This window comes from Mycoplasma testudineum (assembly GCF_002245785.1).
GTDB classification, from domain to species: Bacteria; Bacillota_I; Bacilli_A; order Mycoplasmatales; family Metamycoplasmataceae; genus Mycoplasmopsis_B; species Mycoplasmopsis_B testudinea.
Window position 1 is genome coordinate 57,667 of the sequence record NZ_NNCE01000003.1, and the last position, 16,958, is coordinate 74,624.

Annotated in this window: 10 protein-coding genes; 6 read left to right on the top strand and 4 right to left on the bottom strand. The window is 27.1% G+C overall.

What is annotated here, in order from left to right:
- Positions 1-33: 33 nt before the first annotated feature.
- The 3 genes from CG473_RS01940 (at position 34) to CG473_RS01950 (ending at position 9,194) form a co-directional block, all read left to right on the top strand.
- Positions 34-7,845, top strand: coding sequence for an ABC transporter permease (locus tag CG473_RS01940; RefSeq protein ID WP_166623184.1), 7,812 nt, complete (start codon positions 34-36; stop codon positions 7,843-7,845).
- 77 nt (positions 7,846-7,922) lie between these two features.
- Positions 7,923-8,279: a hypothetical protein gene (locus tag CG473_RS01945; protein ID WP_094254630.1), complete on the top strand. Its 357-nt coding sequence runs from the start codon at positions 7,923-7,925 to the stop codon at positions 8,277-8,279.
- Positions 8,280-8,648: 369 nt separating this feature from the next.
- On the top strand, positions 8,649-9,194 hold the full coding sequence (locus tag CG473_RS01950) for an IS3 family transposase (RefSeq protein ID WP_166623185.1): 546 nt from the start codon (positions 8,649-8,651) through the stop codon (positions 9,192-9,194).
- A gap of 151 nt (positions 9,195-9,345) precedes the next feature.
- Here the strand turns inward: CG473_RS01950 and CG473_RS01955 are convergent, their stop codons facing one another.
- Positions 9,346-9,816, bottom strand: coding sequence for a hypothetical protein (locus CG473_RS01955; protein ID WP_094254632.1), 471 nt, complete (start codon positions 9,814-9,816; stop codon positions 9,346-9,348).
- A gap of 140 nt (positions 9,817-9,956) precedes the next feature.
- On the opposite strand from CG473_RS01955, the gene CG473_RS01960 reads away from it, so the two are divergent.
- Both CG473_RS01960 and CG473_RS01965 read left to right on the top strand, forming a co-directional pair.
- On the top strand, positions 9,957-11,114 hold the full coding sequence (locus CG473_RS01960; RefSeq protein ID WP_094254633.1) for a hypothetical protein: 1,158 nt from the start codon (positions 9,957-9,959) through the stop codon (positions 11,112-11,114).
- A 232-nt stretch (positions 11,115-11,346) separates the two neighbouring features.
- Positions 11,347-12,960, top strand: coding sequence for an ABC-F family ATP-binding cassette domain-containing protein (locus CG473_RS01965; protein ID WP_094254634.1), 1,614 nt, complete (start codon positions 11,347-11,349; stop codon positions 12,958-12,960).
- Positions 12,961-13,020: 60 nt separating this feature from the next.
- Here CG473_RS01965 and CG473_RS01970 read toward each other — a convergent pair whose 3' ends face one another.
- Together CG473_RS01970 and gyrB are read right to left on the bottom strand one after the other, a co-directional pair.
- Entirely contained in the window at positions 13,021-13,521 is a 501-nt protein-coding gene (locus tag CG473_RS01970) for a hypothetical protein (RefSeq protein ID WP_094254635.1), read from the bottom strand.
- Positions 13,522-13,654: 133 nt separating this feature from the next.
- The gene (gene gyrB / locus CG473_RS01975; protein ID WP_094254636.1) at positions 13,655-15,595 is read right to left on the bottom strand and encodes a DNA topoisomerase (ATP-hydrolyzing) subunit B; all 1,941 of its coding nucleotides are present in this window, start codon (positions 15,593-15,595) and stop codon (positions 13,655-13,657) included.
- Between the two features lie 127 nt (positions 15,596-15,722).
- Between gyrB and CG473_RS01980 the strand changes: the two genes are divergently transcribed.
- Positions 15,723-16,448, top strand: coding sequence for a phosphotransferase (locus tag CG473_RS01980; protein WP_094254637.1), 726 nt, complete (start codon positions 15,723-15,725; stop codon positions 16,446-16,448).
- On the opposite strand, the gene CG473_RS01985 is transcribed toward CG473_RS01980, so the two are convergent.
- Positions 16,449-16,904 (bottom strand): hypothetical protein, encoded by a 456-nt coding sequence (locus tag CG473_RS01985; protein WP_094254638.1) that lies wholly within the window; start codon positions 16,902-16,904, stop codon positions 16,449-16,451.
- Between the last annotated feature and the right edge of the window lie 54 nt (positions 16,905-16,958).

The following is a 16,958-nucleotide window of genomic DNA, read 5'->3' on the forward strand; positions in this document are numbered from 1 at the left end:
GGGCAAGTGATTTACAATCGGGAAGGAAAAATAATGAAGAAGTTATTTAAAGAAGCGTTTCATTCGCTTAAAAATAATAAATTCATGATTCTTTTACTTACTATAATTACTTTACTTAGTTCAGGATTACTTACGGCACTTTTTAATGTTAGAGATAGTTATATTAACCAATATAGAAATGTTGAAACGGTTTCAAAATTACATGATTACACAGTAGATTTGGATTTGCAAGCAAATGGTTCACTACCTGAAAGCGGAACATATTTAAAATCTGAAACAGTTTTTAGTTTGGCTAGACCAACTGCTGAAAGAAAAGTTTTAAATTTTAATTCAAGTTATGTTTTATTAAATATTTTGCTTGATATTGATTCTAACATGTATATAAATACAACTGATTTAGAACAATATTTTAATGAAAGTAAAACTTCAAATGAAGTCGTTGTCGATAGAAATAATAACACTATAACATTTGCTAGTGGCTATGTTATGAAATTGTATAATTTGAGCGGTCAAAACACTTACAGTGTTGCTAAAACTAATTATTCAATTGATTCAAATACTGAATTTAGTTTTGATAAAAAATATTTTTTAAGAGAAATTGCAAATTTGAATTTAAAAAATATTGATAATGATTTTTTGTCTAATGTTGGTTCGATATATTTAAACATTAGAACAAAAGAAGCTTCATTAAGCGTTGCAAAATCAGTGCAATGACAAAGAAATAATGAATTACTAGTTGTTGAAGGTCAAAATTTAGCAACTATTTTAGGGTATAAATTAAATTCTGATGGCTACTACTATTTTGATGCAACAATCATGCCAGGAATTAATATTGAAAATCATTTTATTAACAATGATCAAAGCATACTTAATTATGCTTCTAGTTTTAGTGGTAATTTTAAATTAACTTATTTAACCACGCCTTTAAATATCCAAGGTGATCAACTTTTTATTAGTCAAGGTCAAACATTTAATATTCCGCAATCAGCAATTCAATCAAGTTTAATTAAAACTGAATATTTAAGAACTAATTATGATTTCAATTATAACAACGGTAATGAATACACTGGAGTATATAAAACTATAGCTGATAAAATTAATGATGGCAGTGAATATCAATCATTAAAAAGCGGCTATTTTTGAAAAAAACGAATTGTTGAATACATAAATGGCACACAAGTTTTGAGTACAGACTATGTTTTAAATTCAAATGACATAAATCAAGAAATTGTTTCTTCATCACAACCAACAAGCACTTCAATTTTTCAATTAGAAAATTTTGCAAATCTTAATCGACTTGAATATTCAGCAAGAATTGGTGAACTTAGTGATACAAGCGTTGTTGAAAAATTAGATAGTGCATTTCAAAGTTCAGCAGTAGCTGCTTTAAGAAATACAGTTATTCAAAAAGTTGGTGAATATGCTGGCAAGTCAAACATTGGTTATCGTCAAACTACAGTACTTAATTTGCTTGTAGAAGACAAAGATGGAAATAACCAAAATTATAGTTATCTTTTTGTTAATACCGGTAATGAAAATGCAGTGGTAGCTTCTGTAGTAACTGGTGTAGGTAGGTTAATTCAAGAAAGCGAAAAAAATACTCTTAATACTAACGATAGTAAAGATTCTGAATTTTTTAGAAAAGAATTTGTAAATCCAGCAGCTGCAGGTAAATTAGCTTATGACATGTTAGTTTCAAATACATATGTTGATCCAACTTATTTAAAAGTTAAATTATTTTGAGAAACAGCTGAATTTATCCACGAAGGACAAAGCCAAAAAGCAGAAGAACAAAAGATTGTTCAAATTGTTAAAATTGATGATCCAGATCAAAAGTACGGAGTGTTTTTACAAAGAACAGGAGATTTTGAATTCTTTTTCTTAGCAACTAAAAAAGGTGATGTTTGAGTTGAAGAAAAGAAAATAAATGGACCTGATTTTATTCCTTGAATAGTGGAAAATAACTTTTCACTTGATGCAACTCATGACGGTCCTTGAGCTAAAGTAAATGGTGATTTAATAACAATTCCAACTTATTTAGTAACCATTAAACAAGATGCTGTAGTTGAATTAGCTAAGACAGGAAAATTAACAATTGCAGCTAGAAGTATTAAAGATAATTTATTTAAAACATCATTAGTTACTGAAGGTTTTTGAAGTAGTGAAAATGTTGATCTATTTGTTGATTCAGGAGTAAGAGCAATTATTGAAAATGACGTTGGTTCTTTAATTGCAACTACATTCAATCCTAATGCAATACCTAAATTAGCTTCTGACATAATTTACAACATTGTTAACAATCATGGAGAAGAAGCATTTGAAAATTTATTTACTAAAATAATTGACAATCTTTATACAAGAATTGAATCAAGTGGTTCAAGTATTTCTGAACAAAAAAAATACATAAAAGAACAATTAGATAATGTTTCAATATTTACAGGTTATTTAAAACTTAACCTATTTTCAAATTTACCTTTAGGTTTATCAATTGAGCAAATATTAGAATATATTAAAGATCCAAAAGTGTTCTTAACTATAATTAAAAATTTAATTATTGCAATAAATTGAACAGAATATACAGCCGAAGTTAGAGACTTTTATAATAATGTTTGAAACAAATATATCGATGATAAAAAAACACTTCAAACTGATTTAAATCTACTTTTACCTTTGTTAAAAAATTTAGATACAACTGTTTTTAAAGATTCATTTAAAACAATTATTAATAACATAGATTTGAATGCTTTATTAAATCCAGAATTAGAAAATTCACTTTATCAAGTCGCTTTAAAAAATAATAATGTTACAGAATTAAACCAACTTAAATCACTATTGATTAAATTGCAAGGTTCATCAGAACAAAGTCCTTACGAAAATATTAATTCAGCTTTAAACCAATTTATAGACATTTGAGATGTTGATGCTTTTGTTTCACTTATTTTAGCTAATGCTAATTACAAAGATTTTAAATTCAACAGCGAAGGAATTACATATCGAGCTTTATCATTAGAAAAAGAATCAGTTTTAGCCGCTTTAATTAGTAGTATTGTTAATCGCTCAAATTCAAATACAGGAAATAATGAAAAGCAATTTAAAGAGATAATTATTAGATTGCTTAATTTAAGTGATGCCGGAGTTTTTAACGACATAATTGGATACATTCCTGATTTTTCTAATTCAAATAAAATTGGTATTGCTGATTTAGGTTTATTAGGAAGTGCACTTTCACAACTTACAAATAAAGTAAATGTCAACAATACAAATCCAGTAAATACATCTACTGAAAATAGTACTTTAATCATAACCAATAACAACAATTGAAATAATTTTAGACTTACTTCTAACAATTTTATTAATGCCTTAAGTAATAAAGAAACTTTATTAGAAATTGAAAAAAATTGAATCATTTCAAACATTTGAGATATACCAGAAATTACTATTGAAAATTATGATGCAATCATTAAAAAAATTGAAGAAGAAATAGCATATAGATCAGCATATGTTTTCGAGCAATCACAAAATAACTTTGCAACTTTAACAAATATTGCTTTAAATACAACAGCCGATGATGAAATTTATAATCAAGCCAAAAATGAGATTTTAAAAAATGCACCAGTAAGTATTGTTTACGAAGATGGCAATTTAAATCTAGATGCTGGTAAGTTAAGCTCGCCTTTATATTTTTTAATTTTGAAATTAAAGTACGCTTTTAAAAATGATTTAGATACATTTAAAACTGAATATAAAAAGATAGCTGATTTAATTTTTAATAGTTCAAGAAATAGTCAAACATTGCAACTTACTTTTGAAGCAGAATTTTTAAATCTTATTAATTCATATGATCTTTATCCAGATACAAGCGATAATATTACTTTAGAAACTAATTTTAAAATTTCCAAATCTTTAGCATCTAACCGAAGATTAAGTAATGAATTATTTCAAAAAGATTCTAGTGGTAATTTTTTAAATTCATCATTTAATAATTGAATGAATACATTACATGATGAAACTAAAAAATTAATATCAGCCGATCCTAATTTATTTGTTGAAACAATGGGAATGTGAGCTGCATTATATAATTATCATCCTGGGGTAATTAATACATTTAGATATGATGTAAATAATACAAATACTAAAAATTTATACAACTATATTGTTGATTTAGAAAATGTAGTTTTTAGTAACGAAAATGTTTTTGTTCGTATTTTAAATGATGCTAATTCAAGTTGAAACACTGGTAGATTATTAAATCTAATTAGTCTTTCATCAACTTTAGTAAATCCATTAATGAATGCAATACTGCCTCAAGTAACTTTATGATTTATTGCCGATATTGCTGCTCATCCTAATTCAGCTGCTGAAGAATTAGTTAATAGAGCTAACTTAGCTTATATTGTCAATAATAAGTTAATTAATTTTAGTTCTTTAAATTTTGATGAAATTAAAGAACTAATTGTGCAAATGCTTAATCCTAGTCAAATTTCAAATGTAGCTGATAATACAAATAGTAATTCTGCTAACGTAATTGAAACGGAAAACCCGCGTGCATTTGTGTTAGATTATGCTTATTTAATCGATAGAGGAATATTACAAAATAACGATAATTCTCAAAACATTTTACCTATTTTTGGAATTCAACCAAATACCCTTTTTAATGCTCTATTAAGCGCCTTTGCACAATTAATAGAATTTGGTCCAACTGTAGTTTCATATTCTAATTCTGCTTCATCTGTAATTAAATTAAACGAAAGCTTTATGCGTGCAAATAATTTAACAGCATACACAGGAACACTTCCAGCTGATCCATCAGAAATGAGCGACTTTTTTGTAAAGAATGCAAACGAGAAATTTATTTACGAAATCTTAGGAAATAAATATGTAATTGTAGGTTCAGATACTACAGGTGATTTACTTTATCCAGTTCTTGATGAAAATAATTTACAAGTTAATACAAAATATCAAGCTATTGTTTTTGTAAATCAATATGGCTGAGATAAAGCTACAAAAAGCAGTAATTCTGCTATAAAAAATTACTTGCTTGTAGCAAATCAAACAGGGGTTTCAAATGAAGATGCTGTTAATAATGTTAAAGCAATCATTAATGAATCTAGAGGTGTAGAAGGCGGACTTGAAAAAGTTTATTTAGCTAATGTAACCGACCCTATTAACCCCGAAAGAGCTTTAAGAAGCCGTGTACCTTCAAATTTATTTTCGGCAATTTTAAACTTTAATTTAGCAGTTGTTATCTTTTTACTTTTTTTAATGGCTGTAGCTTTTGTCTTTGCAATTAGAAGATACATCAATAATAAAAGTGCAGTATTTGGGATATTAGTATCGCAAGGTTATAGTAATAATCAAATTGCTTTATCTGCACTTCCAGTAGCACTTGTTACTACATTATTAGGAAGCATTACGGGTTATTTAATTGGAAGCTTTTTTGTTGGAAATTTAACATCTTTATTACAGAGTTTTTGAACTAATCAGCCCACACCTGTGTTATTTAGTTTTTTGTCTTTTAGTCTTGCTTTAATTGTTCCGATTCTCTTTGTTGTTATTCTTACTTATTTAAGTGTATATCTAATATTGCGTAAAAATCCACTTCAGTTGATGAACGGTCAGTCGAATTTAGTATTTGCTAATTTGGTAAGAAATGTAAGTACTAAATTTAGAAAAAATAAAATAACAACTAAATTTAGTGGAGCTTTATTTTTCAATAGTTTTTATCGTTTAATTTGGTTAGTTGGTTCTGTTGTATTATCTATAGTTGTTTTCTTAACAAGTATAAGTTCACAAACAACATTTAATAATTCCATTGAAAAAACTTTTGAAAATAGGAAATATGCATATAAGCAAGATTTAGTTAGTCCAACATCACAAGCTGGAGCATACAAAAGTTTTGATCCTAGTTCAATTAATAATAATGTTTATGTTCCAATTGGTTTAGCGCCAGAAGCTAATACAAATTATGGTAATTATTTTGCTCCTGGTTTTAGTGAAATTACTAACGCTTCGGCAAGTAATGATAGATTTACAAATGGTAATCCAACTGAAAATGATATCCATATTGTTTCTAAAGCTTCAGCAGACATATTACTGCAAGGTGTTGTAACAATAAATCCTTGATCAACAGGGTTTTCTCAATTGCCAGCTTCATTTAAAAGCAAAATTGATTCAACACTAGAATCAATTGCAACTAAATTAATGTTTTATCAAAATAGAACTGGGTATAAATTTATTTTAAATCAAAGTGAAAATGAAGTTTTATTAGGTGCGGCTCCATATCTAGATCAAGATGAAAAAACTCATAGTTATTTTGTCTTTGGTCCTAGTGCAGGTAAAGGAAGTTTATATTCATCATTTTATTTAAATTACTTTAGTGATGATTTAAATCAATATATTGCAAAGCCAATTACAAACATTGATTCCGTTTACAATACGTATACAAATTCACACACAAGTAGCCGTGATTATTTTAGAGATTTTTTAATAGATGCATATACAAAACTTTATAAAGATGAATCATTAAGTGATTTTTTCATAAGTTTTGGAGGAACTAAATTTATAAAAGAAACAGATGAAACTTATTCATATGCTTCTGGTAAATTCCTTGGACAAGTAAATCAACTTAATGTAAATAACAATGTAAAAATATATGGTTATAAAAACAATAGCAAAATGGTTGAATTAGTAAGTTCATCTAATAATAAATTAGGCAGCTTATTAGAACAAGAAGTTCTTAAAGAAAAAATAACATTAAGAACAAACGGAGTAGATGATCAAGTAATAACTTCTGAAATTGAAGTAGATGTTTATCCATTAATAATTAACCATGTTAGTTCAAAAAAATATGGACTTAATGTTAATAATATTATTAAATATGAAGTTGATAATCACGTTGATAGATTTAAAAATAAAATTACAAATCCAAATTCAGATTCTAGTTATATTTATTTTAAAGTTGTTGGAGTAAATGACACTTACGTTAATGATGAATTTATTACATCTCAAAATTATGTAAATAAAATTACAGGTTTAGATACTCTCAAAACACCTAATAACGAAGTAGCATATAATGGAATATTTACAAATGATTCAAATAATAATTTGACAAATGGCGGAATACCATTTTATTCAGTAAGTGGTTATTATCCAGCAATTTTTAGTTGACCTGATTCAACTTTTAATAAAGAACTATACAAGCAAATTTATTTAAGAAATGGAATATTGCAATCAAGCGGAATTACTGAAAGCGAGTTACTAAGATTTATAGGTGATCCAAGTATTAGTGATTTAGAAGCAGCACAAGATAATTCTAATTATGTTGCAAATGCCTTAGAAAAATACAAAGCTTTATATGGCGAAGATATTTATTCAGTTGCTTTAAATAATTTATCACTTAAATCAGTAGAACAAAATTTTGCTGCTTCAGTAAGTACTTCTTTAACCAAATTCATAAATTGAATTGCAATTATTTCAATAATTATTTCAATCATAATTCTAACTTTAATTTCAACTTTTATAATATTTGAAAACAAAAGAAATATTGCCTTATTTAGTATCTTAGGTTATACATTAAAAGAAAAGGTAAAATTGTTCTTTGGTGTATTTGCTCCCTTCTTAATATTTGCTTTCCTAGTTGCTGTTGGTTTAACTTTTGCTTTATATAATGTTTTAGATAATTTCTTAGCAAAAAGCACATCAATAAGCTTGCCAAATGGAATAGAAGCGTGACATGTTATTTTGGGATTACTATTGATTGTTGGTGTTTTTATTGTTGGTGCAGGTTTAGCATTTTTTAGGATTTTGAAAATAAAAGCAATCTCAATAATGAATAGTTCGAACTAATTCCTGGGTTCATGATTTTAGATAACATATAGCTAATTATGATAAAATAGGCTTAAAACGTTTTAAAGGAATTACATATGACAAATATCTCTACTCATGAGAAATCACTATTAAAATTAACCCTTGCTACAATAATTGTATCTGCAATTTGAATACCAGTTTATATAGCATTCTTGAGCATAATTTTCGCGCGATTTTCAGCAATTTCTGGGTCAATTTATGCAGCAGTTGGTTTTGTTGGTTTTGTTGCTTCTGGTTTAGGTATCGCAATTATGGTTTTATCAATACTAGTTGCAGTGCAATCAAGTCAATCAAAAAATGAAGCTGCAAATAGATTGTTATTATGAGCAGTATTAAATATATTTTTTTGTGCATTACTTTTCCCTTGAATTATGCTTATTATTCAACGACAAAAAGTTATTAACGCAAAATAATTTGAGTTTTAAAACCCTTAAATTTGTTTATTGCAACTTAAAGGGTTTTTTTATTTTACCCAAATCAAATTGATTAATAACTCGAACTAACAATAGATTACAACTAGAAAATAATAAGAGCCAATAAATATCAAAAGTTCCAAAATAGCGCTTTGAAAAATACTTATTTTTTTTAACACAAAATATAAAAATACTAGTCATTATTAACTATAGGTAATATGAAATTGTTATAAGTAGGATAAATAATTGCTAAAAAATCAAAAGTTATACAATTTAACCACAGATACTTCAGTACATAGATGAATTAACTCTATTAGTAAATTGGGTTGGATGCTGTATTTGCAAAAATCTGTCCGAAGGATTATAGATATGACAAAAATAAACAATGAAAAAGATTCAGAATTTAACAAACAAAGGGATGAATTAATTAAAGAATTAGATTTAGATCCAGAGACATGAAAAATTTACCCGCGTGACTCTAAAGAGGTTAAAGATTCAAAAAAACAAATAATGAAATTGGAAATGCAGCGCGCTCTTGAAAGAAAAGTTTTTGAAGCTCATAGAGGAAAAAGTGCAGAGGAAATACGAAAAAATAAAAAAAGAATCGAAGCAATTGCAATAAAGCAGCTAACAATAATATTTAATCTTAAGGGTTTACTTTCAATTGCAAAATTAGTAAAAAAATCTTCTTATTATTACAATCTAAAAGAGAAAATTTTATCAGATGAAGATAAAGACATAATTGACTTTATTGTAAAGAAATTTAAATCATTAGAATCACATAAAGGTTATCGAATGATCACAATATATGCTCGTGATTACTGTGAAAGTAAGGGTTATCCAAAAATTAATCAAAAAAAAGTAAGAAGAATAATGAGAGAAAATAATCTTTTTGCAAATAAAAAAGATGTATAAATATTTGAAAAATTAAAAAACTGGACTAATTAAGTGCGGTTCAATGTGGCCTACAAAATAAAATTAATTAGTTCTATTTTTTGATTGTCAGTCATAATATTGAGAAACCATAAAAATAAAAAGGGCAAAACGCCCTTATTTTTTCTTACAACTAATCTTGCAAATCATCATTTTTTTCAGATACTTTTTCTGAAATCATTTTAATATTTCTATCGCAAATAATTCAAGGAAAGAAAAACTGAGAAAAGAAGATTGCTAATATTGGTCATACGATTTGACTATTAATTTCACTATTTCTAATATTTGAAATTTTTACAGCTAAAATAATTTGCAATACTAAATTTGCAATTCAAATTGCCCATGTCGCTATTCACAATATTGTAATCATAATATAAAGCACGGATGCAGCAATCAAATGTGGGGCTACTAAAATAAAGTAAAATATATTAATAGTAAAACTAAAAATATCATAGCTAATTATAGAAGCTATAATAAATAAAACAGCTGTCACTCAAAATAGAATTGCTAAAGTAATCGCAATTCTAACAGTCGGTTTAATGTGCCTTTTTATTTCTATAAATTTTTGTAAATCTTTTTTGCTTAACTCGATTTTTTCTTCCATGATTACCTCAATTTTATTTTACACAAATCGCAAAATTATATGAATTATTTAATACGGGGGTGCAATTTAATGATTTGCATTCATATTAGGTAGCTTAAAATAAATTATAAATGTAAGCTTTTAATATTTATAATAGTTTTATGGTCGAAAAATTAGATGAATTGTATTCATGCGAAAATTTTAAGAAAAGTGTTGAACCAAAACTCACCGAACTTGTTCAAAAATATTTGTTTGAAAAACAAAAAGAAAGAATAAATAAATTTAACTTTTGAAAAGGGTGAATATTTTGATTTGTATTTACAATTTTTATATTGATTGTTTTATCTTGTTTTGCCGGCTTCATTTATTTTTATTTATTAACTGATTCATTTTCTGTGTCTTCAATTTCATTTTTAAGTGTAGCGTCTATATTTTTAATTATTTTAATATCAATACTAATTTATAAAATTTATTATGACTATTTTACTCGTGCAGTCAAAAAAGAAATTAATAGAATGCAGATAATTAACACTATGTTAAGCGCAATGCCAGGAATTTCAGTACTTGAAATGAGTGAAGATAAAATATTTGATTTTAGATACATATTAACTAAAAATATTCCACTAGAAGCTGAAATAAAAAATAAATCTCCCTTTATCACTTTAGTAATTGAGGGAAGACATAAAATGGAATTAAAAGACAATATATATTTTTGAGTCGATCAAGAAGAAGATAAAAAATATAAACATTGAGTAGATTTTTTTGGTGCAAGAATTACCTTAAATAATCAAACACCAAGCTGAAGATTATTCAACTACATGTTGCTAAACAAAAAGAAGGATGTGCCTAAAGGTTATTATTATGTAACTGACGATGATAAATTTAACATACTAACTCGGTTTGTTGTTAACAGATTGACTTTCAAAGATAAATTACATCTTGAAGATACAAATATTATTTTAAATTCATTGCCGCCATTACATTTTAGAGATACGAAAATTTTAAAAAAGGGAACTGAAATAACTATTGCAACTCAGCAGTTAAGGCGTTCATGGTTAATAATGGATGATACAATAAGACCTCATCAAACTATTCAAATAAATAAAAAAATTAACGAAATGATGGAAGATGCATTTCAATTTTACAAATTTATTATTTTAGCTTTTTATCCTATGAAAATATATGATAGAGAAGGAATTTCTGAAAGCGATGATCTAGTTACAGACTTATATAAAATGAAAAGCGAAAGCGAAGAATTAATTGAAATAAAAAGAAAAAATGAAAAGTGAATAAGCACAATTTTTGATGACACTTTATAGAAAATAAATGTTTTATAACCAAATTATTAAAATATCTTTAATTTTTAAAACTTAGTTATAGTTTTAAATTTTTTGATAAAAATCAAATTTGAACACCAACTTATATAATTACTATTTTTTTAAAAATTATGCTAGATTTTGAAAACAATAATAACAAAAAAATATATAAATACAATGCTATTAATGATTTATGATAAAGTTAAATATATTACACATATTAAGGATGTATTAAATGCTACAAGTATCATCATTAGGAAAAAGATTCAACGATAAAAAATTATTTGAAAATGTTAATTTACAATTTTTTGAAGGCAATATTTATGGTATTATCGGCGCAAATGGGGCCGGAAAAAGTACTTTTTTAAAAATATTATCTAAAGAAATTGAACCTTCAAGCGGGCAAATAATAATTGATAAGGGTAAAAGAATTTCTGTCTTAGGTCAAGATCATAATCAATATAACGATATGGTTGTAACTGATATTGTTATAATGGGAAACGATCAATTATTCAAAATAAAAGAAGAAAAAGATGCAATATATATGAATCCTGACTCGACTGAAAAAGATTACGAAAGAGCTGGGGTTTTAGAGGAAAAATTCGGTTTAATGGGTGGATATACAGCCGAAAATGATGCACAACACTTGCTTAGCTCTTTAAGAATTTCAAAAGAAAAATGAAATGTACCTTTAAAGGATTTAAAGGCTAATGAGAAAGTTAAAGTTCTTTTGGCAAAAGCATTATTTGGAAATCCTGACATATTAATTATGGATGAGCCAACTAACCACCTTGACCTTATTTCTATTAAATGATTAGAGAAATTTCTTCAAGAATATGAAAATATTGTTATTGTTGTTAGTCACGACAGCGATTTTTTAGATGAAATTTGTACAAATATAGTTGACATTGATTTTGGTGAAGCAAGAATGTTTACAGGTAATTATTCATTTTGAAAAGAATCAAGTCAATTAGCTTTGGAAATGAAAAAGAAAACTAATCTTAAAAAAGAAGAACAAGCTGAGAAATTGAAAAGTTTTATTGCACGGTTTTCTGCTAATGCTTCAAAGTCTAGTCAAGCTACAAGTAGAAAAAAAGAGCTTGAAAAAATAACGTTAGATGAAATTAAACCTTCAAATCGAAAATATCCGTTTATTCAATGAGAAATCAATCGTAATCCAGGTAAACAAATTTTACATGTTGAAGACCTATCTTTATCAAATGATAAAGGGGAATGATTATTCCAGAATGTTTCTTTTACAATGAATGCAAATGAAAAGGTTGCTCTAATTGGTGATGATGATATTGCAAAAACACGGTTTTTAGAAGTTTTATTAGGATTAAGACAGCCAACTTCAGGTAAAGTCGAGTGAGGAAAAACAATTAAAACCAGTTACTTTCCAAATGATAATAGCAAATTTTTTGAAACAAATGAAACCATCTTAGAATGAATCGCAAAATGGCCTCTAGAAAATGAAATCGCAGAAAATAAAGACAATAGCGATCATAGAATGAGATCATTTTTAGGTAGAATGCTATTTAGTGGTGATTCTGTATTTAAAAATGCAAGCGTAACTAGTGGTGGGGAAAAAGCAAGATTAATGTTTTCTAAAATGATGCTAGAAGAAGCAAATTTCTTAGTTTTAGATCAGCCTCTAGATCACTTAGATACCGAATCAATTGATTCTGTAATAGATGGTTTAAACCAATATAAATCTTCAGCAATTTTCACAACATATAATAGAGCTTTAGTTAAAAAAGCAGCTAATGTAATACTTGAAATAGGTCCAGAAGAATCCTTTATTTTCCGTGGAACATTAGATGAATATGACGAAGTAAGAAAACTTTAATTAATCATAAAAAAAATATCTAGAATTATGTCCTAGATATTTTTTTTATTTCAAAATAATTTATTGTAAGTTATGCAAACCTTTTAAAACCGAAACATCTGAGTGTAAAATTTTGTGAGATTGTTTTAACACCGCGACATCTGCTTGTAAAATTTTGTGAGACTGTTTTAATTCATCAACATCTGCACGTAAAACTTTATGTGATTGTTTTAATTCATCAACATCAGCACGTAAAATTTTATGTGATTGTTTTAATTCTGCAACGTCTTTTCCAATTTCATCAACTTTTTTACTAATTTGTTCTATCATCATTATGATTTTGTTTTCAAAATTATTTGTTCTCATATCGATGTTATTATAGCTAAATAAATTATACGATTCTAGAAAATGGTTTTTTAAAACCTTATATTTAATATCTTTATAGTGTCAATAATACATTTGATCTCATTTGAGTTTAGTGTCTATATCTATTATTTGACCTTCGCTATGATTTTTTACAAATTTTTCAAATGCATCTGCTTGAGCTTTTTGGGCTTCTGTTATTTTTGATTTATCCTTCATACTTATATATGCAAAAATAGTTCCTTATTTGAAAAAACGCATAAAAAAATTTTAAAATGTTAATTTTCTTACATGTAAATCTAGTGGAAATCCATAAAAATAAAAAATGGGCAACTAAATAATGCCCATTGCTCTAAACATCTAAATCCGTAATGAATTGAGCGTTTTCTTCAATAAATTCTCGTCTTGGTGCTACTTCATCACCCATTAATGTTGTAAATGTTCAATCTGCTTTAGCTGCATCATCAATTTGAACTTGATACATACTTCTAATTGCTGGATCCATTGTGGTTTCTCAAAGTTGTTCAGGATTCATTTCTCCAAGCCCTTTATAGCGTTGAATTGAATATTTAGCATCTTCTTCTAAAGAAGATAAATATGTATCTTTTTCAGCAACTGAATAAACATATTTAATTGATCTTCCTTGTGTGATTTTAAATAAAGGTGGCTGAGCAATATAAACAAATCCATATTCAATTAGTGGTTTAAAATAGCGGTATAAAAATGTTAATAGTAAAGTTCTAATATGTGCGCCATCGACATCGGCATCAGTCATAATTATAATTTTATGGTAACGTAATTTATTAATATTGAAATTGTCACCTATACCTGTACCAAAAGCAACAATTAAAGATCTTATTTCTTCGTTTTGGAAAACTTTGTCAATTGAATTTTTTTCTGAATTAATTACTTTTCCACGTAGTGGTAAAATGGCTTGAATTTCTCTATCACGACCCATTTTTGCTGAACCACCAGCAGAGTTACCCTCAACAATGTATAATTCTCTTCTTTCTGGGTTTTTGCTTGAACAATCAGCTAATTTACCAGGTAATGATGAAGAATCAAAAACTGATTTTTTTCTTTCTGCATCACGGGCTGAATTAGAAGCTAATCTAGCTCTTCTAGCTGATATAACTTTGTTAATAATCAAAGTTGCTTGATCAGGGTTTTCATTTAAAAATCTTTCAAAAACATCACTAAAAACTTTATTTACAGCTGCTCTAGCATCTTTATTTCCTAATTTACCTTTGGTTTGACCTTCAAAAATTGGATCAGTATGTTTAATTGAAATAATAGCCGATACACCTTCACGAACATCATCACGGGAAAACTTTTCTTCTTCTTTATCTTTTTTAATTAAGTTTCTGTCAGCAGCATAATTGTTGATTAATCGGTATAGTGCATCACTAAAACCTTGATCATGAGTACCACCTTCAATGGTAGTAATATTATTAGCATATGAAACAATGTTGCTTGTGTAACTATCTGTATATTGCAGTGCTACTTCTACTGCTACTTCCGGTGCATCACCAAGTGCGTATGAACCTTCTGCAAAAATAATTTGTTCGTGTAAAGGCCTTTTTGATTTATTAAGTTCTTTAATAAAATCAACAATTCCGCCTTCAAAGAAAAATACTTTCTCTTGCTTGATTCTGTTATCTAAAACTCTTATGGTAATCCCGCGGTTTAAATATGCTAATTGTTTTGCTCGGTCTAAAACAATTGAAAGTTCAAAATCATTAACTTCCATGATTGAAAAATCTGGCTTAAATTTTATAGTTGTTCCTGAATTAGCACCTTCATAAGTTCCAATTACTTCAAGTGGCTTAATTGATTTACCACCATTTTTAAATTCAACATAATGAATTTTATTATCACGATATACTGTAGCACTTAAATGCTCACTTAAAGCATTAACAACACTAGCTCCAACACCGTGTAATCCTCCAGAAACTTTGTAAGTATTACTATCGAATTTACCACCAGCATGTAAAACTGTTAAAACTGTTTCAACTGTTGATAATTTGGTTTTTGGGTGAATATCTACTGGAATACCACGACCGTTATCTTCAATAGTAATTCAGTTTCCTTCATCAATAGTGATTTTAATTTCATTTGCAAAACCTGCCATTGCTTCATCAACTGAATTATCAACGATTTCTCAAATTAAGTGATGCAGTCCTTTTTTAGCAGTAGTTCCAATGTACATACCTGGTCTTTTTCTTACGGCTTCTAAGCCTTCTAAAACTTGAATATTGCTTGAACTATATGAATTTAATTTTTCTTGACTCATGGCGGCTCCCATCTGTATTTTTTTATTAAAAAAATTGCTTAAACATTATACTTTATAATTGGTTCAAAATAGTAATATGAAAAAGTTCATATGAATTTAAATATTGAAACTTCTAAAGGAATTTGATATGGAAAAAATAACAGTTGGTCTTACCAATCAATCATTCAAAGATAAAGATACTTTTTTACAATATAAAAATATTAATGAGTTTAATCATAAAATTAATTATTCGCTGCTTAATAAGTTTGAATTTGTCCCAAATTTAATAGAAGATAATGATAAGGTTTTGCGTTGAGAATATATATCTGGTAAAGATATTGCTTTTGATGATAAAAGCTTAATTGAAATAAGCAAAATATTATCGAAATTGCATACTTCAAACTTGGAATTTCCGCCTTTTAATATTAGAAAAAGAGTTAATGCATACCGCCAGGAATTAAATAAGCGCAATATTAAAATTGAAATAATTGACAAGTATTTCAAACGAATAAATAAGATTCTATCAGCTATGGATAAAAATACACCAGTTCATAATGATTTGTACACAAATAATTTTATTCAATCTAAAGGTAGAATCTATCTTATTGATTGAGAATACGCTACTTTAGGTGATAAACATTTTGATTTAGCTTACTTTATCGAAGGAGCACAGTTAGATGATGAACAAGAAAATGTGATCTTAGATAATTATGGTTCATATGATTATGAAAAATTAATTCAACATAAAATTTTGGTGAATTATTTGGTAATTTTGTGAGTAAATGTTCAGCCTATTAAATATTTTGATGATGAAGTATTTATAAAACGGGTTGTTGAATTAAATAACTATTTAACTGAATATAGGCTTAAGTAATTAATTGTTAGTAAACGGATTAACGTATATAGTTTCACGTTTAGTCCGTTTTTTTAGTAGTCTAATTCGCTTTTGCATTAATTCCATATTGAAATTGTAATTATCAAATGTAGTTACTAGTTGATTTAGTGTCATAACTGAAAGCTCAGCAACATTAAATAAAAGCGATTCTCGCTTAGCTTCTGAAATTTCTAGAACTTGAATTTCTAGTATAACTTTTTCCAGCATTTTTTGAATTTGTCTTACAGCATCTGCATTGTCAATTTCTAATTGTAATGGTTCGAGTTCTGGATCCATTTTTGGTCTTTGTGCATTATTGTTTTTAAATTGCGCTCAAATTTGATGGTTATTGCCATTTGGATCTCAACTTAATTCAATATTTTCATTTTCTGAGTTTTCAATTATTTTGATTAAGTTATCTTTAGAAATAACTATTATTTCATCTTTTTCGTTCATGTTTTTCCTTTTGTAGTTTTTATATCATTTATATATGCAATAAATTTGCCTTAT